This window comes from Martinezella lusitana, from assembly GCF_900094565.1.
In the GTDB taxonomy this organism is placed as follows: domain Bacteria; phylum Pseudomonadota; class Alphaproteobacteria; order Rhizobiales; family Rhizobiaceae; genus Rhizobium; species Rhizobium lusitanum.
In genome coordinates, this window is sequence record NZ_FMAF01000006.1 from 45,168 (window position 1) to 65,411 (window position 20,244).

Annotated in this window: 19 protein-coding genes; 11 read left to right on the forward strand and 8 right to left on the reverse strand. The window is 59.9% G+C overall.

The genetic code is table 11. From position 1 onward, the window contains the following. Positions 1-11: 11 nt before the first annotated feature. Together GA0061101_RS15160 and GA0061101_RS15165 are read right to left on the reverse strand one after the other, a co-directional pair. Entirely contained in the window at positions 12-704 is a 693-nt protein-coding gene (locus GA0061101_RS15160; protein WP_092573920.1) for a 4Fe-4S dicluster domain-containing protein, read from the reverse strand. A gap of 101 nt (positions 705-805) precedes the next feature. After that, a complete protein-coding gene (locus GA0061101_RS15165; RefSeq protein WP_047557951.1) occupies positions 806-2,386 on the reverse strand; it encodes a trimethylamine methyltransferase family protein in 1,581 nt (526 codons plus the stop codon). 262 nt (positions 2,387-2,648) lie between these two features. On the opposite strand from GA0061101_RS15165, the gene GA0061101_RS15170 reads away from it, so the two are divergent. Then, positions 2,649-3,350 carry a corrinoid protein gene (locus GA0061101_RS15170; RefSeq protein ID WP_037202864.1) on the forward strand — a complete coding sequence of 234 codons (702 nt, stop codon included), beginning with the start codon at positions 2,649-2,651 and terminating at the stop codon, positions 3,348-3,350. A gap of 66 nt (positions 3,351-3,416) precedes the next feature. On the opposite strand, the gene GA0061101_RS15175 is transcribed toward GA0061101_RS15170, so the two are convergent. Next, positions 3,417-3,575 (reverse strand): entericidin domain-containing protein, encoded by a 159-nt coding sequence (locus GA0061101_RS15175; protein ID WP_037202590.1) that lies wholly within the window; start codon positions 3,573-3,575, stop codon positions 3,417-3,419. A 70-nt stretch (positions 3,576-3,645) separates the two neighbouring features. Between GA0061101_RS15175 and GA0061101_RS15180 the strand changes: the two genes are divergently transcribed. From GA0061101_RS15180 to GA0061101_RS15210, 7 genes are all read left to right on the forward strand, one after another. After that, complete coding sequence (locus GA0061101_RS15180) at positions 3,646-4,233, forward strand: DUF1638 domain-containing protein (protein ID WP_047557953.1); 588 nt, start codon at positions 3,646-3,648, stop codon at positions 4,231-4,233. A gap of 239 nt (positions 4,234-4,472) precedes the next feature. After that, complete coding sequence (locus GA0061101_RS15185) at positions 4,473-4,775, forward strand: virulence factor (RefSeq protein ID WP_037202594.1); 303 nt, start codon at positions 4,473-4,475, stop codon at positions 4,773-4,775. Continuing rightward, positions 4,768-5,346 (forward strand): methylenetetrahydrofolate reductase C-terminal domain-containing protein, encoded by a 579-nt coding sequence (locus tag GA0061101_RS15190; RefSeq protein ID WP_092573922.1) that lies wholly within the window; start codon positions 4,768-4,770, stop codon positions 5,344-5,346. Before GA0061101_RS15185 ends, GA0061101_RS15190 begins: the two co-directional genes overlap by 8 nt. A gap of 3 nt (positions 5,347-5,349) precedes the next feature. Then, complete coding sequence (locus tag GA0061101_RS15195; RefSeq protein ID WP_037202596.1) at positions 5,350-6,456, forward strand: methylenetetrahydrofolate reductase; 1,107 nt, start codon at positions 5,350-5,352, stop codon at positions 6,454-6,456. A gap of 95 nt (positions 6,457-6,551) precedes the next feature. Next, positions 6,552-7,520, forward strand: a complete 969-nt coding sequence (locus GA0061101_RS15200; RefSeq protein WP_037202598.1) for a methyltetrahydrofolate cobalamin methyltransferase — start codon at positions 6,552-6,554, stop codon at positions 7,518-7,520. A gap of 2 nt (positions 7,521-7,522) precedes the next feature. Further along, positions 7,523-7,867 carry a hypothetical protein gene (locus tag GA0061101_RS15205; RefSeq protein ID WP_037202600.1) on the forward strand — a complete coding sequence of 115 codons (345 nt, stop codon included), beginning with the start codon at positions 7,523-7,525 and terminating at the stop codon, positions 7,865-7,867. 45 nt (positions 7,868-7,912) lie between these two features. Beyond that, positions 7,913-9,916, forward strand: a complete 2,004-nt coding sequence (locus GA0061101_RS15210; RefSeq protein ID WP_167669564.1) for an ASKHA domain-containing protein — start codon at positions 7,913-7,915, stop codon at positions 9,914-9,916. A gap of 18 nt (positions 9,917-9,934) precedes the next feature. On the opposite strand, the gene GA0061101_RS15215 is transcribed toward GA0061101_RS15210, so the two are convergent. After that, positions 9,935-10,876, reverse strand: coding sequence for a LysR family transcriptional regulator (locus GA0061101_RS15215; protein ID WP_173410923.1), 942 nt, complete (start codon positions 10,874-10,876; stop codon positions 9,935-9,937). A gap of 79 nt (positions 10,877-10,955) precedes the next feature. On the opposite strand from GA0061101_RS15215, the gene GA0061101_RS15220 reads away from it, so the two are divergent. The 3 genes from GA0061101_RS15220 (at position 10,956) to GA0061101_RS15230 (ending at position 12,804) form a co-directional block, all read left to right on the forward strand. Next, positions 10,956-11,201, forward strand: coding sequence for a hypothetical protein (locus tag GA0061101_RS15220; protein ID WP_047557957.1), 246 nt, complete (start codon positions 10,956-10,958; stop codon positions 11,199-11,201). A 74-nt stretch (positions 11,202-11,275) separates the two neighbouring features. Then, a complete protein-coding gene (locus GA0061101_RS15225; protein WP_037202606.1) occupies positions 11,276-11,482 on the forward strand; it encodes a hypothetical protein in 207 nt (68 codons plus the stop codon). Between the two features lie 302 nt (positions 11,483-11,784). After that, positions 11,785-12,804: a GlxA family transcriptional regulator gene (locus tag GA0061101_RS15230; protein ID WP_348644881.1), complete on the forward strand. Its 1,020-nt coding sequence runs from the start codon at positions 11,785-11,787 to the stop codon at positions 12,802-12,804. 39 nt (positions 12,805-12,843) lie between these two features. On the opposite strand, the gene GA0061101_RS15235 is transcribed toward GA0061101_RS15230, so the two are convergent. The 4 genes from GA0061101_RS15235 to GA0061101_RS15250 form a co-directional block, all read right to left on the reverse strand. Beyond that, positions 12,844-14,175: a diguanylate cyclase gene (locus GA0061101_RS15235; protein WP_037202608.1), complete on the reverse strand. Its 1,332-nt coding sequence runs from the start codon at positions 14,173-14,175 to the stop codon at positions 12,844-12,846. Positions 14,176-14,363: 188 nt separating this feature from the next. After that, a complete protein-coding gene (locus GA0061101_RS15240) occupies positions 14,364-15,194 on the reverse strand; it encodes a response regulator (RefSeq protein ID WP_037202609.1) in 831 nt (276 codons plus the stop codon). Between the two features lie 292 nt (positions 15,195-15,486). Then, positions 15,487-18,081 carry a mechanosensitive ion channel family protein gene (locus GA0061101_RS15245; RefSeq protein ID WP_092573926.1) on the reverse strand — a complete coding sequence of 865 codons (2,595 nt, stop codon included), beginning with the start codon at positions 18,079-18,081 and terminating at the stop codon, positions 15,487-15,489. Between the two features lie 417 nt (positions 18,082-18,498). After that, the gene (locus GA0061101_RS15250) at positions 18,499-19,914 is read right to left on the reverse strand and encodes an FAD/NAD(P)-binding protein (RefSeq protein WP_092573928.1); all 1,416 of its coding nucleotides are present in this window, start codon (positions 19,912-19,914) and stop codon (positions 18,499-18,501) included. Positions 19,915-20,244 lie beyond the last annotated feature (330 nt).

Here is a 20,244-nt window from a genome sequence, read left to right on the forward strand (position 1 = left end):
GATATCCGCACTTACAACTGGAGGGCCGCCATGTGAAAGGCAAGCTGCGCGGCAGGATAACGATAGCTAGCACCAACCGGACAGGCATTGCGCGCGAGACAGCCCGCCGCCATGCAGCCCCGTTGCCCTTCATCAGCCCGCAGATGCGTTCGACAGCGCTGAACGTCGAACCCGGCGGGCGCCACTGCATCTACGGGACAGGCATCGAGACAAGGCTTATCCAGGCAATGATCGCAAGGATGCGCGCCGCGCGCCGGCGCGCCGTCATCCACTAGAATATCGGCAAAACCCAGGGCGCCGCGATAGCCGTGCCAGAGGCCGTATTCCGGATGGATCAGGATGCCGAGCGGCGAGGCCTTCAGGCCCTCCGCCCGCATGGCCCACTGCTGGAAAGGCTGCCATGGAGGATCCGAGGGAAAATATGCCGTCGCTGCGAACTCGTCAGCGATCGGCCGGATGATCGCCTTCGACCAGTCGTCGAGCGGATCGCGGCGCAGCATATTCTCAGGCAATTGCCGCCAACGCGAGAAGGGCCGCCAGATGGAGCCGCCGACATTGCCGAGCAGGACGACGCTACGCGCTACCCTTCCGTCGGCCAGCACCGGCCCCTCGCCTGCGTCGAAAGACAGGCTGCCGCGAACGAAAACTCCGTGGACGCCGAGCGCCGCACGGAGCTGTTCGAATGTGGCGGGACCGCGGTTCACCGTGGCCCCTTATATGGATAGTGCGGCCGCCAGACTTCCTTCTGGATCAGATCAGCAACGCGTATCGCACCGCCTTGCTCCCTGGCGGCCTCGGGCTCTCTTCAAGTGAAGGCGTCCGGCATCGAATCCTTGCGCTTCTGGATATAGGCCAGCAGTGCCTCGTCGATCGCCGGATCGAGCGGCGGCGCTTCATATTGGTCGAGCCAGGAGCGGCAAAGCGCATTGGCGCGCTCCTCAACGCGCTTCTGCCCCTCGATTTCCCATTGCTCGAAGGAATTATTGTCGGCCAGAGCCGAACGATAAAAAGCGCTCTGGAAGTTCGCCTGCGTGTGGGCGCAGCCGAGATAATGGCTGCCGGGACCGACTTCGCGGATGGCATCCAGCGCCTGACCGTTTTCGGAGAGATCGACACCCTCGGCCATCTTCTGCATCATGCCGAGCTGGTCCTGGTCGATCATGAACTTCTCGTAGGAAGACACGAGACCGCCTTCCAGCCAGCCGGCCGCATGCAGCACGAAATTCGTGCCGGCTAGCAGCGTCATGTTCAAGGTATTGGCCGATTCATGCGCGGCCTGCGCATCCGGCACCTTGGAAGCGCAGAGCGAGCCGCCGGTACGGAACGGCAGGCCGAGACGGCGCGCGAGCTGGGCGGAGCCATAGGACACCAGCGACGGCTCCGGCGTGCCGAACGTCGGCGCACCCGATTGCATCGAGATCGAGGCGGCGAAGGTGCCGTAGAGCACCGGCGAACCCTTGCGGATCAACTGCGTGAATGAAGCGCCGGCAAGCACCTCGGCGAGAATCTGCGTCAGCGTGCCCGCCACCGTCACCGGGCTCATGGCGCCCGAAAGGATGAAGGGGGAAACGACCGAAGCCTGGTTGTGCCGCGCATAGACCTTCAGCGCGCCGAGCATGGTCTCGTCGAAGACCATCGGCGAATTGGCGTTGATGAGGTTGAGCGTAACGCAATTGTTCTCGACGAAATCGTCGCCGAAGACGATCTTCGCCATCGCCACCGTATCCTCGGCGCGCTCCGGCGCCGTCACCGAGCCCATGAACGGCTTGTCGGAATATTTGATATGGCTGTAGACCATATCGAGATGGCGCTTGTTGACCGGAATGTCGACCGGCTCGCAGACCGTGCCGCCGGACGAGTGCATCGAGGGCGCCATGTAGGCGAGCTTCACGAAATTACGGAAATCCTCGATCGTCGCATAACGGCGGTTGCCTTCGAGGTCACGGACAAAGGGCGGCCCGTAGACCGGCGCGAAGATCGTCGCCTTGCCGCCGACATGGGCGTTGCGGGCGCTGTTGCGCGCATGCCAGGTGAATTCCTTCGGTGCCGTTTTCAGGAGTTCGCGGCAAAGACCCTTCGGAAAATGCACGCGCTGCCCGCGCACGTCAGCGCCGGCCTCTTTCCAGAGCGCCAGGGCTTCCGCATCGTCGCGAAACTCGATGCCGATTTCCTCCAGAACCTTATCGGCATTGCGCTCGATGAGCTGCAGGCCCTCTTCGTCAAGCACCTCGTAAACGCCGATCTTCCGGACGATATAAGGAAGCGAAGGGCCCGGCCCGCCGCCGCTGCGCGACGCGCGCCTTGCCGCTGCACCTCTGCCCTCACCGCGCGAACGTCGTCCGCCGCCATCGCCGCCCGCAGCCGGTTGCTCGTTCATATCGTCCATGATGTTTCCTCGCTCCTGCGCATGAATGCGTCTATCCTCACTCTATGCTAGCCGATTCCGTCGGCCGGACGTTCCTTAATGCGCCAGCAATTAGCATAGGACAGACATGGCCGCGACGATATCGCCTCATTTCCGTCCGTCGCGATTAATCCGCGCGACGTCGCTTTCAAAAAGAATTTTGTCATCGTTGAGGTTTATCGCTTATTGAGGCAGTATTTTATACAAGCCTCTGATGCATTTGCACGAAAACGGGATGGAGCGCATGTCTGACGACGAAATCATTCTCTCGGAACTTTCGGACGAGGAACTCGTGCAGCAGATGCATGACGACCTGTATGACGGGTTGAAGGAGGAAATCGAGGAAGCGACCAATATCCTCCTCGAACGCGGCTGGACGCCTTATGATATTCTCACGCAAGCGCTGGTCGAAGGCATGCGCATCGTCGGCATCGATTTCCGCGACGGCATTCTCTTCGTGCCCGAAGTGCTGCTATCAGCCAATGCGATGAAGGCCGGCATGTTTATCCTGCGGCCGCTCCTGGTCGAGACCGGCGCGCCGAAGCTCGGCAAGATGGTGATCGGCACCGTCAAGGGCGACATTCACGACATCGGCAAGAACCTCGTCGGCATGATGATGGAGGGCGCGGGCTTCGACGTCATCGACCTCGGCATCAACAACCCCGTCGAGAACTATCTCGATGCCATCGAGCGCGAACAGCCTGATATTCTTGGCATGTCGGCACTGCTAACGACCACCATGCCCTACATGAAGGTCGTCATCGATACGCTTAAGGAAAAGGGCATGCGCGACGACTACGTCGTTCTCGTCGGCGGCGCGCCGCTGAACGAGGAGTTCGGCAAGGCCGTCGGCGCCGATGCCTATTGCCGCGATGCGGCCGTGGCGGTTGAAACCGCCAAGGACTTCATGAAGCGCAAGCACAATAGCCTGGCTGCACAAGCCTGATTGCAGCGGATTCCAAACTGGCGACAACCGAAAGGTTGTCGCCGACCCGTTGGCATCCCAAATTGGTTATTGGGCAGCCTTCTTGACGGTATGACCGGCGTCTTCCGTCGCGTTGACGGCATTGGCCGTATCCCTGCCGACGCCGCGAATTGTATTGGCGCATGAAGCAAGTACCATAAGGACGGCAAGCGCGGCGGCGATTTTGCTGAATGTCGGTGCAGTCATGATTTGGAACCCTCTCTGAGTGGATATCGATCAACAAAAAGCGGAGACAAATCCTCCGCGTGATAAACGCATGACAACGCGAAAAGTTCATGTGATCGCGTGCGGCGCAATCGCGCGCGAGATACTGGCGGTCACCAGAATAAATCAGCTCGACCACATCGATCTGCACTGTCTTCCCGCGATCTATCACTCCTACCCTCAGAAGATCGCGCCCGCATTGGAGGAAGCCATTGCGAATGCGCGCGCGCGGGGTTTCGAGAGGATCTTCATCGGCTATGCCGATTGCGGAACCGGCGGCATGATCGACAAGATCTGTGAGCGTGAGGGCATCGAGCGCCTTTCGGGGCCGCACTGCTATTCCTTCTTCAGCGGCAACGAAGCCTTTGCAGCGCGCGAGGATGACATCACCTCGTTTTTCCTCACCGACTTTCTCGCCCGGCAGTTCGAGTCCTTCGTCGTCGTGCCGCTCGGCCTCGACCGGCATCCGGAACTGCGGGACATGTATTTTGGCAATTACCGCAAGGTCGTCTATCTCTCGCAAGAGGAGGATCCGGCTCTGCAGGAAAAGGCAAAAGCAGCGGCTGCCTATCTCGGTTTGGATTACGAATACCGCTTCACCGCGTATGGCGATCTTGCCCATGAATTGCTGACCGTCTGATTACGACATTCCACCCCATATCATTGCTTGCTGCCAACGTCGGGCTCCGCCATGTTGCAACGCGTCGAAGGCGTTGAATCGCGGTGGAAAACTCGAGCGTTCGGCATGACGGTGAAGTTTGCCGCTGGTTGCGGGAGGTGCTTTCCGCGCCGCGTCGTTTTTTGGCATGGGCCGCGTCGTGGCGAGCGCAGTCTCCGGGTCGATGGACGTGCATTCTTGATTAAAGAGGAGAATTTTGCATGGCGGATCGCATTGTCGTCTATTGGCGGGACATTCCGGCCCAAGTGATCATCAAGAAGGGGCGGCAGACGGCAAAGCGCGAGCTCTCGCTGCGCTTCACCGAGGCGATCGACATGTGCGCGATGCGCACCGGCGCGGCCGAGACCGACGACTACTTGGCCGAATGGCGCAAGGCCGATCCCGTGCCTGTCTCCGACGATCTGGAAGCCGAGGCGGATAAGGCCGCAAGCGAACTCGAAGCAGCCTTTGACCGGGAGCGTCTGATTGCTCTGGTGAAGGCCGGAGGCCGCGACAATGGCTGACGCCATCCAGAAGCCGGGCAACGCGGCGCCCGGAGCGAAGGCCGCAAGCGGCGCCTATACGCCCGCCGGCGTCTCGCCCAACCGCCGCGCCCGCCGCAAATACACCGTCCGTCTCTGGGCCGTGCGCCATTCGCGCTTCCTCGAATGGTTCTATCATCGCTTCGCCGATGCTTTCCTCCTCCTTCATCCGCTCTGGAAGAAAATCGGCTACGACCGCGTCGAACGGCCGATCACTTTCGTCGAGCGCAATGTGAAGGGCTTTCTGTTCGACTGTCGCATGTGCGGCCAGTGCGCGCTCTCGTCGACCGGCATGTCCTGCCCGATGAACTGTCCGAAGCAGCTGCGCAACGGCCCTTGCGGCGGGGTACGCGCCAATGGCAATTGCGAGGTCGAGCCGGACATGCCCTGTGTCTGGGTGCAGGCCTGGAACGGTTCGCGAAACATGATCCAAGGCGATGCGATCCTGAAGGTCCAGAAACCGGTGAACCAATCGCTGCGTGAAACTTCCTCCTGGCTGCGCGTCACTGCGGAAGCCGCCGCTGCCCGTGAAGCAGCGAAAAAGGAAGCGTGATCGATGGCGCATATCGACGAAAATCCGCTCGGCGTCCACCTGCCGCTCGATCCTCTACCCGGCCATTCATCACTCGGGCGGCTGGAGCGCGTGCTGCGCCGCGGCGAATTCGCGGTCACCGCCGAATTGAACCCACCCGATAGCGCCAACCCCGAAGAAGTCTATGAGCGCGCCGCGATTTTCTCCGGCTGGGTTGATGGCATCAACGCGGTCGATGCCTCGGGCGCCAATTGCCACATGTCCTCGGTCGGCATCTGCGCGCTGCTGACGCGCATGGGCTATGCGCCCATCATGCAGATCGCCTGCCGCGACAAGAACCGCATCGCCATTCAGGGCGACGTGCTGGGTGCTGCTGCCATGGGCGTGTGCAACATCATGTGCCTGACCGGCGACGGCGTGCAGGCCGGCGACCAGCCGGGCGCCAAGCCGGTCTTCGATCTCGATTGCATGTCGCTGCTCGAAACCGTGCGCATCATGCGCGACAACGCGAAATTCCTGTCGGGGCGCAAGCTGACATCGCCACCGAAGGTCTTTCTCGGCGCGGCCATCAATCCCTTCGCGCCGCCCCACGACTTCCGGCCCTATCGGCTGGCGAAGAAGATCGAGGCCGGTGCGCAATTCGTGCAGAGCCAATATTGCTATGACGTGCCGATGTTCCGGGAATACATGAAGAAGGTGCGCGACCTCGGCCTGAACGAGAAATGCTTCATTCTCGTCGGCGTCGGCCCCCTCGCCTCAGCGAAAACCGCTCGCTGGATGCGCTCCAACGTGCCGGGCGTGCACATTCCCGATGCCGTTATCAAACGCATCGAAGGCGCACAGGACCAGAAGAAGGAAGGCAAGCAGCTCTGCATCGACATCATCAACGAGGTGAAGGAGATCGAGGGCGTTTCCGGTGTTCATGTCATGGCCTACCGCCAGGAAGAATATGTCGCCGAGATGGTGCATGAATCCGGCGTGCTGAAGGGCCGCCAGCCATGGAAGCACGAGGCCAACCAAACCGACGCGCTCATCGCAGAGCGCCTGGAACACATCCGTGGGGGCAAGGAAGAGAACCAGCAGGAAATGGCCGAAGCCGCCGCTCATCATCCGCCACACAAGACGCACTGAAATCGAGCAGCGGGCGGAGGAGCCCGGACGGCTTGTAACCCCCATCCCGGCACGATAGACCAGATCTATCGGGCCAACTGACCAGAGGATCAGACATGACGCGCACCATCGTTGCATCCGCCACTCGCGAAATCATCATCGGTTTCGACCAGCCCTTTTGCGTGATCGGCGAACGCATCAACCCAACGGGGCGCAAGAAGCTGGCCGCTGAGATGATCGAGGGCAATTTCGATACGGTTATCAAGGACGCGCTGGAACAGGTGGCCGCGGGCGCAACCATGCTCGACGTCAACGCTGGCGTCACCTCGGTCAACCCGAACGAGACGGAACCTGGCCTGCTGGTGCAGACGCTGGAAATCGTCCAGGGCCTGGTCGACGTGCCGCTCTCGATCGACAGCTCGGTGACGGCCGCCATCGAGGCTGCGCTGAAGGTTGCCAAGGGCCGGCCGCTGGTCAATTCCGTGACCGGCGAAGAGGAAAAGCTCGAAGCCATCCTGCCGCTCATCAAGAAATACGACGTGCCGGTCGTTGCCATCTCCAACGACGAAACCGGCATTTCCATGGATCCGGACGTGCGTTTCGCCGTCGCAAAGAAGATCGTAGAGCGCGCCATGGACTACGGCATCAAGCCCCATGACATCGTGGTCGATCCGCTCGTCATGCCGATCGGCGCGCTCGGCGATGCCGGTCGCCAGGTCTTCGCGCTGCTGCACCGCCTGCGCAACGAGCTGAAGGTGAATACCACCTGCGGCCTTTCCAACATATCCTTCGGCCTGCCGCACCGCCACGGCATCAATGCCGGCTTCATCCCGATGGTGATCGGCGCCGGCATGACCTCGGCCATCATGAACCCTTGCCGCCCGCAGGAAATGGAGGCGGTGCGCGCCGCCAACGTGCTGAACGGCACCGACGCCAATTGCACCAACTGGATCATGACCTACCGCGACTACAAGCCGGCCGAAGGCGGAGCGAGCGCTCCGGCTTCTGCGGCCCCCTCGGCTGGCAGCGGCGGCCGGCGTGGTGGGCGCGCGGCACGAGCCGGTGCCGGCGCGGCGAGGGAATAGAGATGAAGTATCCGAGCCGGAAGCTTTCCGATGATCTCGCCACATTGTGGATCCAGGCGCCCATGGTGATTGGAATGCGCCTGTCGCAAATGTGGATGACAGCGATGACCGGCGGCGGCGTCAACATGACGGAATTCAACCAGATGGTCTCGGAAAAGATGATGGCCGCGGCCGAAAGTGCCGTTGCCACCAATATCGCCATGACCCAGCAGAATATTGCGGCAATGACAAAGGGGGGCAACGCCTTATCGCATCGCGCCGTCGATGCCGTCGCCCAGGCCATGGTCAAGCCGTATAGCAAGCGCGTTCGCTCGAACGTACGCCGCCTTAGCAAACAGAAAGACTGATCCGTGGCCCAAGCCAGCGACAGCGCGAATCCCCTCGTCCTCTTCATGCCCTCCGGTAAGCGCGGCCATTTTCCGGTGGGAACGCCGGTGCTGGAGGCTGCGCGGCAGCTCGGCGTCTATGTGGAGAGCGTCTGCGGCGGCCGTGCCACCTGTGGGCGCTGCCAGGTCTCGGTGCAGGAGGGCAATTTCGCCAAGCACAAGATCGTCTCGGCCAACGACCATCTCTCGCCCATCGGCCCCAAGGAAAGACGCTACGCCGAGGTGCGCGATCTGCCTGATGGACGCCGCCTCTCCTGTTCTGCCCTGATCCAGGGCGATCTCGTCATCGACGTGCCGCAGGACACGGTGATCAATGCGCAGGTAGTGCGCAAAGCCGTCGACGAGCGCGTCATCATCCGCGATACGGCCGTGCATATGTGCTACGTCGAGGTCGAGGAGCCGGACATGCACAAGCCTTCGGGCGATCTCGACCGGTTGAAAGCCGCGTTGGCTGCCGATTGGAAATACGACAATCTCGACGTGGATTTTCACATCATCCCGCAAGTGCAGTCGATCCTGCGCAAGGGAGAATGGAAAGTCACCGCCGCGATCCATCAGGACCACGCCGACGACCATCCCCGCCTGATCGCGCTTTACCCCGGCCTCAAGAACGAGGCCTATGGCATCGCCTGCGATATCGGCTCGACCACCATCGCCATGCATCTCTCCTCGCTGCTGTCGGGCCGGACGGTGGCATCTGCCGGCACCTCCAACCCGCAGATCCGCTTCGGCGAGGATCTGATGAGCCGCGTCTCCTACGTCATGATGAACCCGGACGGCCGGGTCGCGATGACCAATGCCGTGCGCGAAGCGCTGAACGGGCTGATCGACAAGGTCTGCGCCGACGGCGGCGTGTCGCGCCAGGACATCCTCGATGCGGTCTTCGTCGGCAACCCCATCATGCATCACCTGTTCCTCGGCATCGACCCCACCGAGCTTGGCGGCGCACCCTTCGCGCTCGCCGTCTCGGGTGCGGTACACCTGAGGTCGGCCGAGATCGGCCTGCCGATGAATGCCGGCACGCGCGTCTACATGCTGCCGTGCATCGCCGGCCATGTCGGAGCCGACGCCGCCGCCGCCGCCCTCGCTGAAGGGCCGCACCGCCAGGATGAGATGATGCTGCTGGTTGATATCGGCACGAATGCCGAAATCGTGCTGGGCAATCGTCAGCGCGTCGTCGCCGCCTCCTCGCCGACGGGCCCTGCCTTCGAAGGCGCCGAGATTTCCAGCGGCCAGCGCGCAGCACCAGGCGCCATCGAACGTGTCCGCATCGACCCCGTCACATTGGAACCGCGCTATCGCGTCATTGGCATCGAGCCCTGGTCGGACGAGCCCGGCTTTGACGAAGCCGCCGCCACCGTTGGCGTCACAGGCATCTGTGGCTCGGCAATCATCGAGGTGGTCGCCGAGATGTTCCTGACTGGTATCATTTCCGAGGACGGCGTGGTCGACGGCGGCATGATTGCGCGTTCTCCGCGTATCCTGCAGAACGGCCGCACCTATTCCTACCTGCTGCGCGACGGCGAACAACGCATTACCGTGACACAGAACGACGTCCGCGCCATCCAGCTTGCCAAGGCCGCCCTTTATGCCGGCGTCAAGCTGTTGATGGACAAGCAAGGTGTCGAGCATGTCGATCGCATCGGCCTTGCAGGCGCCTTCGGCACCTTCATCGACCCCAAATACGCGATGGTGCTCGGTCTCATCCCGGATTGCACCCTCGACAAGGTGAAGGCAGTCGGCAACGCGGCCGGCACCGGCGCGCGCATGGCATTGCTCAATCGCGGCCATCGCCGCGAGATCGAGGAAACTGTCAGCAAAATCGAGAAGATAGAGACGGCGCTTGAATCAAAGTTTCAGGAGCATTTCGTCTACGCCATGGCGCTGCCGAACAAGGTCGATGCCTTTCCGGAACTGGCGAAGGTGGTGACACTGCCGGAGCGCAAACAGCTTGGCGACGATGCCGGCGGCGAAGGCGGCGGCCGCAGACGGCGGCGCAGCCGCGAGTAACGCTTAACCGGCGGCGGCTCACGCGGCCATTTTTCGCCCGATCTCTATGAATGCCTGCCGGATGCTATCGGCAACGGCCTTCATCGGCCCCGTCATCTGCGATGCCGTCAGCAGGCGAATGTCGAAGGAGGTGAGTTCCGGCAGCCCCTCGTTCGGGCCGAGGATCTCCATATCCTCACCAATGTAGGACCGTGGGAACGGCGCGACCGCAAGGTCGGAGACAATAGCGGCGCGCTGCGCCATCGTGTGGGCGCTGAGATAGGAAACGCGGTAAGGCCGCTTCTGCCGTTCCAGTTGCGCCAACGCTTCCGACCGCCAGATGCAACCGTCTTCCCAGATGGAGATCGGCAGCGGGTCGCGCCGATAGGCCGTGCCGCACTTGGCACCCGCCCAGACGAGACGCTCCGTATAGATCACTTCGCCTTCCGTCGGGAAAGGCCGCGTCGCGCAATTGATCAGCGCCAGATCCAGTCGCTGCTCCTCGATGCGCTTCTTCAGCTGGAGGCTCATATCCACGACGACATCCACCATGATGCCGGGATAGCTCTCCGAAAAGCTCTTCAGAATGGTCGGCAGCAGGCGCTCGCCGATATCATCGGGTGCGCCAAGCCGCACCACGCCGCTGAGCTCGGGCATGATGAAACGCGATACGGCTTCGTTCGACAAGGCCAGGATATTGCGCGCGTAGGAGAGCAGCATCTCGCCATGCTGCGTCAGGCTGACAGAGCGCGCGTCGCGCAGGAACAGCGTCACGCCGAGCTGCTCTTCCAGCTTCTTGATTTGCATCGAAACAGCGGACGGCGTGCGGAAGACCGCATCGGCGGCGGTGGAGAAATTGCCGGTCTCGGCAATGGCTACAAAGGTGCGCAGAACTTCATTGTCAAGCAACGGTATGGGCCGGCGAAACGGTACAGTCATATCGGCAACCTTCAATTTTTCTGATCCTAAGCACCATATCATTTCATTTGTCTGATTGTCAACGAAGCAGCATATTAGCCCTAATGAAACTGATACAGGCAGCTGCAAAGGAGCAAACACCATGGCTGGCACGGCACTCGGCGAAGCCTCTCGCATCTTCACCCTTTTGCATATCCGAAAAATTCAACGGATGGCGCAGCATACGCTCGACGAGATTGCAGCGCGCTTCCCCGCTCACCTGATCGACGACGTCAATGCGCGCGGCCTCCCCCCGGATCGGACGCTGTCCGCCCTCGAACGAAAGCCCGGCAAGACGCAATCGTTCAAGAATACTAATGACAGATATAAGATCTATTCGTTTGATTGATGAATAGGTCGGATCCATATTGTTGCTTGAGGATTGCGATCTTTTGAGCATCTAAAGCCGAAAGGAACCTGGAAATGACAACGATCACCTATAGACATACAGACAGGGTGCAGAGCCCGTTTCCATCGGGTGGCAGCCACATGCCTTTTTTCTCCAAGATCGCGGATCGCTGGCAGCAATGGCGTTCGCTACGCGAGCTTGAGTCACTGTCCGATGATGTACGCAAGGACATGGGCTGGCCCGCCGCGAACGAAACCAACACTCCCAAGGCTATGCGATGATTGCGAATGATCGTAAAATCTGAAGGCGACACTCAACCCCAACGAGTGTCGCCTTTCGAACATTTGTGCATCTGGACGCGCATTCCCACTTAATCTTGATAATCAGCCCCATATATATTTGGTTGTTTCAGTAGATTGCTTGCACTCCTTCATCTGCTTTCTTCACCGCGGCATTTTTTGTAGCAAACGCAAATATTCCTTTGCGGCCGCGATTATCCATGCCAATGTCGCTAATAGACCATCGAGCCGACGTATTTGACGCAAGGAATACGCAATGGTCCTGGAGCATGGATTTTCACGATATGAGCAAGACTCCGATTAAGACGCGTTCCCTGGTTTTCTTCCTCGTTCCGCATTTCACCATGCTGCCGTTTTCCGCCGCGGTAGAGACATTGCGCATCGCCAACCGCATGCTGGGCTACCCCGCCTACACATGGCGTCTCGCCTCCACCGACGGCCAGAAGGTCTATTCCTCCAGCGGCATCGGCCTCGAGGTCAACTCAGCGCTCGCCGACGAACGCCGCTATCTCGGCGGCGAAAACCGCCCGAATATGGTGCTGGTCTGTTCCGGCATCTATGTCGAGGAGTTCAACAACAAGTCGGTCAACGCCTGGCTGCGCGAGACCTATAATCGCGGCGTGGCTGTCGGCAGTCTCTGTACGGGCGCACATGTGCTTGCCCAGGCGGGCCTGCTGAATGGCAAGCGCTGCGCCATCCACTGGGAAAACCTCCCCGGCTTCTCCGAGACCTTCCCACAGGCCGAAGTCTATGCCGATCTCTACGAGGTCGACAGCAACATCTATACCTGTGCCGGCGGCACAGCTTCGCTCGACATGATGCTGAACCTGATCGGCCAGGACTTCGGCGAGAACCTCGTCAATCGCGTCTGCGAGCAGCAATTGACCGATCGCGTCCGCAGCCCGCATGACCGCCAGCGCCTGCCGTTGCGTGCGCGCCTGGGCGTGCAGAATGCCAAGGTACTGTCGATCATCGAGCTGATGGAAAGCAACCTCGCCGAGCCGTTGTCGCTGCTGGAAATTGCCGATGATGCCGGCCTGTCGCGCCGCCAGATCGAACGCCTGTTCCGGCAGGAGATGGGTCGCTCGCCGGCCCGCTACTATCTCGAAATCCGGCTGGATCGCGCCCGGCACCTGCTCGTGCAATCCTCCATGCCGGTTGTCGAAGTGGCCGTCGCCTGCGGCTTCGTGTCCGCCTCGCATTTTTCCAAGTGTTATCGCGAACTCTACAACCGCTCGCCGCAGCAGGAGCGCGCCGAGCGCAAGCTGACCATGTCGACGAACCGCACCGGCATCGTCGTCTGAAAACAGCATCAATCAGCAGCGATTATCGATGCAAGCGGCCTATTCGGCCGCTTCTTCGGTCATCCTGAAGTCGGAATAGACCTGATTGCGGCCGTTATGCTTGGCCATGTAGAGAAACTGGTCGGCCGCATTGAGATAGTTGTCGAAGGATTCGTAGCCGGCGATCTCGGCGACGCCGATCGATACGGTAACGGATAATTCCTCATCATCCGCGCTGACCTTCAAACCGGCGAGATCGATACGCACCTCGTCGCAAAGCATGGTTGCCGCGCGCGAATCCATTTCATTGAACAGAATGGCGAATTCTTCGCCGCCAAGGCGGGACAAAAGGCTCGTGGTGCCTTCGAACAGCGCATGGAGCCGACGAGCGACAGCCTTCAGCACGAGATCGCCAATTTCGTGACCGTAAGTGTCGTTTAGCTTCTTGAAATGGTCGATATCGAGAATGGCAACGGAACTGGGGCACTGTCGGCGCAGGCATTCATTCACCAGCCGCGGGGCGTGATCGTAAAAATACCGCCTGTTGTAAAGACCCGTCAGATAGTCGCTCGCCGCCGCCGCCCGCAATTGCTTGAGCTGCGTCAGCGTCTCGACATTCAAAGCAATGCGACATTGCAGCTCTTCCGGAACGAAAGGGCGGTAGATGAAGTCGCTGGCGCCGGCCTTGAGGAAGCTTGCCGACAACAAACGGTCGTTTGAAGAAGAGATGCCGATGATCCGCATCCTATCCGATCCATAGCGATGGCGGATGCGGCGCGTCAGTTCATGGCCGTTCATGTCGGGCATGTTGTAATCGGTGATGACAATTTCGATATCGTCAAACTCTTCGAACGCCGCCAGAGCCTCGACGCCTGTGCTGGCCTCGGTAACCCTGAATTGTTGTGCCTGCAGGAGGTCTATGAGCATCTGCCTGGCCGATGGCAAATCATCGACAACCAGTACGCGTGTCGTCCGATTGGTGATGGCGCGCCGAACGGCCGCGACGAGATTGTCGAGAGCGAACTCGCTGTCCTTCAAGACATAGTCAACGACACTGCGCTCCATGATGCGATTGCGCGTCGCCGTATCGAAAGACGCCGTAAAGACGATGCTTGGTATCTGATGCTTGACGGCGACGTCCAGCGCCTCGCCGTAGGCAGCGTCGGGCAGGTTTAGATCGATCACCGCCATGGTAAAGCCGCGGCCACCGTCCGCCAGCGCTTCGTTCAACATTTTCAACGAGGCACAATGCGTGACGGCAAGACCGAGTTCGGTTTCAAATCGATGCGACAATACGGCGGAAAACATGCGCGAATCCTCGACCAGAAGTATCTTCTGGCTGCCAGTGCGATAGCTGCTGCCATCGCTGAGGGCTCCCACATGCAGCACCATTTCCCTTCAATTCCTCCCGTGCCATCCGGCACACGAAATACTCAGTCAGTCTCGCATCTGCTAAAACCGCCGATACACCTATCCTGAACAGGATTCGTGAAAAATTGGAACCGCAGATTGCAGACATTTGCATAAAAATGAATTTTCCTCACATTAGGTCGACGCCGCTACGCCGGCCTTGTGGTATTTCATGCTATTTCGCTGACACGCCGCGCTGATTGAATCTGAAGTAACGTGTCGAGATTCTGGTTTACGCGGCAGTAAAACTCCTCGTCGATGAACGGCCGCAGAATGAAATCATTGCCGCCAGCCTTGAGGAAGCGTGCCGAAAGAAGCCGATTGGTTGATGATGAGACGCCGATGATGCGCAACTGGTGCGAACCGGTCGCTGCGCGAATACGCCGCGTCAGCTCGAAGCCATCCATGTCGGGCATGTTGTAATCCGTGACCATCAGGCCGATGTCGCGATTGGCCTTCAGAATCTCCAACGCCTTGACGCCGCCTTCCGCGATACTGACGCGAAAATTGTAGCGTTTCAGCCGGCTGGACAACAGGGCCCGCGCCGTTGGACTGTCATCGACGATCAGAACATGATGGCGCTGGTTGGTGAGAAAGCGGCAGATCGATTCCGCCAGCAAATCCACGGCAAAAATATTGTCCTTGAGGATGTAGTCGACGACATTCTTGGCGATCAGCTCGTCGCGCGTGCCTTCCAGAAAGGTGCCCGTGAAAGCGATCGTCGGAATGGAGAGATCAAGCAGATAAGCCAGCGCTTCGCCCTTCTCGGCTCCCGGCAGGTTCATGTTTGAAATCGCCAGCTGGATCGGCTCCGACGACTTGTCATAAGCAAGCTGCAACTCCTCGAAATTGCGGCAGATTTCGACATCGATGTCCAGAAGCTCTCTCAGCCTGGCCCGGATCATCGAAGTAAAGAGATTGGAATCCTCAACAAGAAGAATACGCGATCCAGCAAGCGACGCGCCGGAATATTGCATCCCCGAAACACCCAGAAATGGCATAATAAAAACCTGCTTTTGAAATTGGCCCCTCTGTTATTGTTTCTAGAACAAAGCTTTTGAATATTTGTTAAGTCGACTGGTTTCCCAGAAATGAAGGAAACGGCCAGATATCGACGAGCATTTCGCCGGTCGGATAGGCGATACCCCAGCTTTCAAAAACTGGAATTGCAGAATAATACGCTTTGAAGCCTTCGACCGGGGCAGGTCCCTACTGCGCTGAACGAGGCGCAGGCGAGCTGGGCCGCTTCGCATGGCCTCCGGCAAGGCGAACCCGCCGGCCCGGCCCGTCCCCTTACTCGGCCGCCGTCCGGCCGCGACGGCGGGCGGCGCTCTTTGCCTCCTGTACCTGCTCCTCGCGCTGAGAAACGACAGGCTCTGCAATATCCTCGCGTTCCTCTTCAGGCCCGTCCGCGGAATCCGTCAATTTACTGCCGGCGGCATCCATCTGCCGGCTTCGCTTGCCATCGCGAACGATGTGCAATTCCTGATGCGGATAGGGAATGGAGATTCCCTCCTCGCGAAAACGCTTCAGGATCTGGATGCGTAGACTGTTGCGGATATCCATGCCGTCGGAAAGATCCGAAAGATAGAACCGCATCTCGAAATCAAGCGAGGACGGGCCGAAGCGCAGGAACTCCACATGCGGCTCCGGATTTCTCAACACCTTCGGGACGCCGCGCACCAAATCCAGCAGGATTTCCATCACCTTCTGCGGATCGGACTCGAAGCTGACGGATACTGGAATTTCCGAGCGCGCCAACCGGTTGCGGTGCGTCCAGTTGCCGACCGAGGCATTGATGAGCTCCGAATTCGGCACGATGATCGACTGTTTGCGGAAGGTTTCGATCTCGGTCGCACGCACCGAGATGCGCTTGACGATGCCTTCGGATGTGCCCGACACGATCCAGTCGCCAACCTTGAAGGGCCGCTCGACCAGGAGGATCAGGCCGGAGACGAAATTCGACACGATGTTCTGCAGGCCGAAACCGATGCCGACCGAGAGCGCGCTGGCAACGAGCGCCAGGCTGGACAGGTCGATGCCCGCGGCAGAAATGGCTATGATCGCAGCCACGGCGACGCCAAGATAGCCAATACCGGTCCTCACGGAGTTGCGGACACCCAGATCCACCTGACCGCGCGCCATGACATTGCTGTCGAGCCACCGCTGGAACCAGCGCGTAATCAGATAGCCGCCGGCAAACAAGAGGATGCCAGCGCAAATGCCAAGCAGCGATATCGATATGTTGCCGATGCGGATCTCGGTGAACAGCCGGTAGGCAATCAGTTCAAGATCCTGGATATGGAAACCCCAGGAGAGCAGGATCAAAGGGATGCCGGTCAAGAGTGCCACGGCATAGGTCGCAAGCCCGGCGATGAGGCCGCCCTGATCGAGCGCGACATCGCCAAGCTTGAGACGGTTTTCCAGAAGGCGCCCGATGATCGTCTCGGCAAAGACACCCTGCTTTGATACCGCCTTGCCGAGCTGGAAGCCGAGATACATGGTCGCGATGACGGCGCTTGTCACGATCATCTGCGTTGCCATGAAGCGAGCGAGGCCGACATAGCCGATGAACGATATGAAGATCACCAATGCGCCGAGAACGCGAAGGATGATCGCCATGCCGTGCGGCCAGCGTCGGCCCGGCGCATCGGGATCGCCGTTCTTGGCCAGCATCGGCGAGCCGAAGGACGCTGCAATCAGGATGAGGCCGATCAGCAGCGCGGCAAAGAAACTTTTCACCACAGTTACGACGACGGGCGATCCCATGGACTCGCTGATGCGGTCGAAGACATAATCCAGACCGTTGACCACGGCCATGGCCTGCAGGCACCAGCTCAATGAGCGCGCGCCCTTGTTCGACAATTTGACGAGACGCCAATGCGGCCTGAACGGCGCAAAAACGGCATTGGTCAGCCGCCCGACGAAATAGACGAGGCCGATAAAGCCGAAGAATGCACCCAGTATCGGGGCGATATCCGGCCGCAGCACATTGAAGTTCGAGAGGAAGAAGAAGGACGTGACAAGAAACGCAACCAATGACAGCGTTCGGATCAAAGTCGACCAGAAGGCAACCGAAAGGCGGCTGATATAGGGCGGGTTCTCGATAGCCTCGTCCTGCACATAATAGCGGCGGAACAGCCGGTAGCCGCCGAAGAGGAAAATCAAGGCCGCGCCGATCGACAGGCAGACGGCGGCCAGGAATGAGGCAAACTTGGCCTTCAGGACGAAGCCGATCCAGCTCGTCACCGCGTCACGGAATTCGACGCCCTCGTCGACGAGCGCCGATGCGGCATCCTGGAATGTCCCTGCGGAAACCTCCGTGCGCTTTAGCAATGTCTCGGTAAACAGCCTGCGCCGCGTCTCCATGAGCTGCATCGAAAGTCGATTGGTCTCCGCGGTCAGATTGTCGGCGTCGAGACTTACGGCGCTGATCTGCTTGCGCTCGGCATTGAGGCGGTCTCGCTCCTGCGTGACGATGACAGCCTCCGGCGGCTGCCCCTCCTTAGGCGCGGCGCCGAGCTGGGTCAGGCGCGCATCGATCTCGGCGGAACGGGGTTTCAACCTTGTCGAAATTGCCGCAACAGAGCGGTTGAGAACGTCTACCTGGCCGGAAAGCGCCACCAGTGCTTCGTCGTCCGCTCCGGCCTGCTTGGCACTGTCTTGGATGGAGCCGTATTCCTTCTTCGCCTTGTTAAGATCGGCAACGGCGGCATCCAGTAAGCCGTTGGCAAGCTGGGGCGGCTGCTCGGCTTGCTGGGGCGGTTGCGACGGCTGCTGATCCTGCGCAAAGGCATCCCTGCCCACTAGTGGCACGGCGGCCGTGGCAAGGCCCAATCCCAGCAGCAAAAGCGGCAGAAGACGCAGACGGAATTTCAGCGGGCGCAAGCAAAGCTCCTCGTCGCAAATAAAGTCATGGGAAACTGAACCAGAATCGCCATGGACATGAAGGACAGATTCGTCCTCTACTGTGATTGCAGATTTCATAGTCTCTACGCGTACGCCTTGTAAGACAAAGAAAGGCGACACAAAGGCGTTCCACACCTTATCGGGCCGGACATACCCAAGGCCGAAGATCGCCGTTCTGACTTTCCGAAGGCTACACCCAAAGACAGGCCCGGAGATAGGCCGAAGAATGCAGCCGGCAATGGGGACGGCCCTGCTCGTACCATTTCGCGGGAATAAGGATGAAGGCTGCGTCCCGACTACAGCCGCAACCGTGCCGATCGGCGTGTCCTGCGACAGCGACGTTTATTCCCGGAGGATGAAGCGGCCGATCTGTTCGTGAAAAATCTGAAAAGTCGGCTAGACCGCCTTGCACTGCGGATGGAAGCGCTCCGCCATAGTCTCCGCGGCCGCATAAGCCTGTGTGACGATTTCAGGCACGAGGTCGATGTCAGGAAGACTGCCGAGCCCTAGCGGACCTATCGCAAAAATTCCGTCGGTCGTTCGTCCATCGACAGCAAGCGCGCCCGTTGCTTCGACGGCAAGGCCGAGGCCAAGTTCGTCCGGCACGGCAAGGCCGGCATCGATCAGTTTGCGCAGCAGCGGCGCATCGAGATCGGGCGCCTGGCACCGACAGTCGATCACCTCATCCGCATAGAGCTGTTCGATTTCCTGCTGTCCGGCGGGCCTCAGCGTCAATCCGGTCGGCGTCCGCCGGATAAAGTGACCTCGCCGCAGCAACGTATTGCCCTCAGCCAGTTCCTGTTTCAGGCGAACATGTAATGCCTCGGGCAGTCGGTTGCGGTGGCTGTCATAGAGTGCCCGCAGATGGCGGTTGAACCGCTGCTTCTGACCGGCAGGCAACGCTCGCCAGAGCGAGCGCGCGTGCTTGCGCAGGCCGTTCATGACGGATTGCCAGCTCTGGCCGTTCGCTTCTGCATCTTCGCAGGCCCTGCGGATGAAGCGGATGATTTCGCTCAGCTGATTGGGCATCCTGTCGGCGGGAAAGACGGGCTCGGCATTGTTGCGCGTATGGCTCTGCGGCAGGAATCCACGTCTGGAAACAATGGTGATCTGACCCGCATAGCCGCCGTCGCGCATCTGCAGCAACGTGTCGACGACGCGCAAGCCGCTGCCGAGCAGCACCGTATGCGGCCGCGACACCAGGCGGCGAGCACGGACTGCCGTTGGGATATTCACCGATTCACCGCTTTGCGATTCCTGGTCGGCAATGCCATAGCCGGTCGCCAGTACGACCATATCGAACGGTGCGTTGGCGGCACCCTCGCTTTCCACCAGAAAGCAGCTGCCGCGCAGGCGACGAAGGCCTGTGACCATCTCGCCGCTGACCTGAACCGTCACGTCTCGCCGAGATGCAAAGGCTTCGGAAAAGCGCTGATAGACATAATCGCTGAAAATGCTCTTCGGAACGAAGATCTGCTGAAAGCCCGGTATGGCCGCCGGGACGGCGCTGCGGAAGGGAGCATTGCCGCACAGCCATTCATTGAAGTCGTCAGGATCTCCGGCTGAAACGGAAAGGTCGCGAACGCGGCTGTTGAGGATTTCGCTGCTGTGGCCGGACGCCAGGGCCTGCCCCCCGCTGACGCTGGAATTCGGATCGAAAAGCTGCAGGTGGAACGGGTTGCGCACCGTCTTCATCAGGGCGATCGCGATCATCATGCCCGAGAAGCCGCGGCCGATAACGGCGATACGGGGCATCGCGTAAGCCTGGGCCGCCGCATTTGCCTTGGCGGAAAAAAATCCCTGAACCGTCATATCAACTCCTGGGGCGAGAGGTGGTCGATCATGCCTTTCTCGGGCTTGCTCACTTTACGGCCTGCGAAACACAAACTCTGATTATAATGTTTGGCGGCCACAGCGCTGCGGCTCATAAAACGCATGAAAGCCGCATCGGTTCTCAAAATTCAGCGCATCGCCTTCAGCCGGGAATACCTTCCCCTCACGAAGCAAGATGCGACACGCAGGCTCAAACCCGGATTCAAGAACCGGACACCTGCAACTGGCTACGCACACGGCTGCCCGTCAAAATAGTCAGGCAACGGAATTGTTCCCATTGTCTACTCATTTAGTCGTATATGAAAGCGT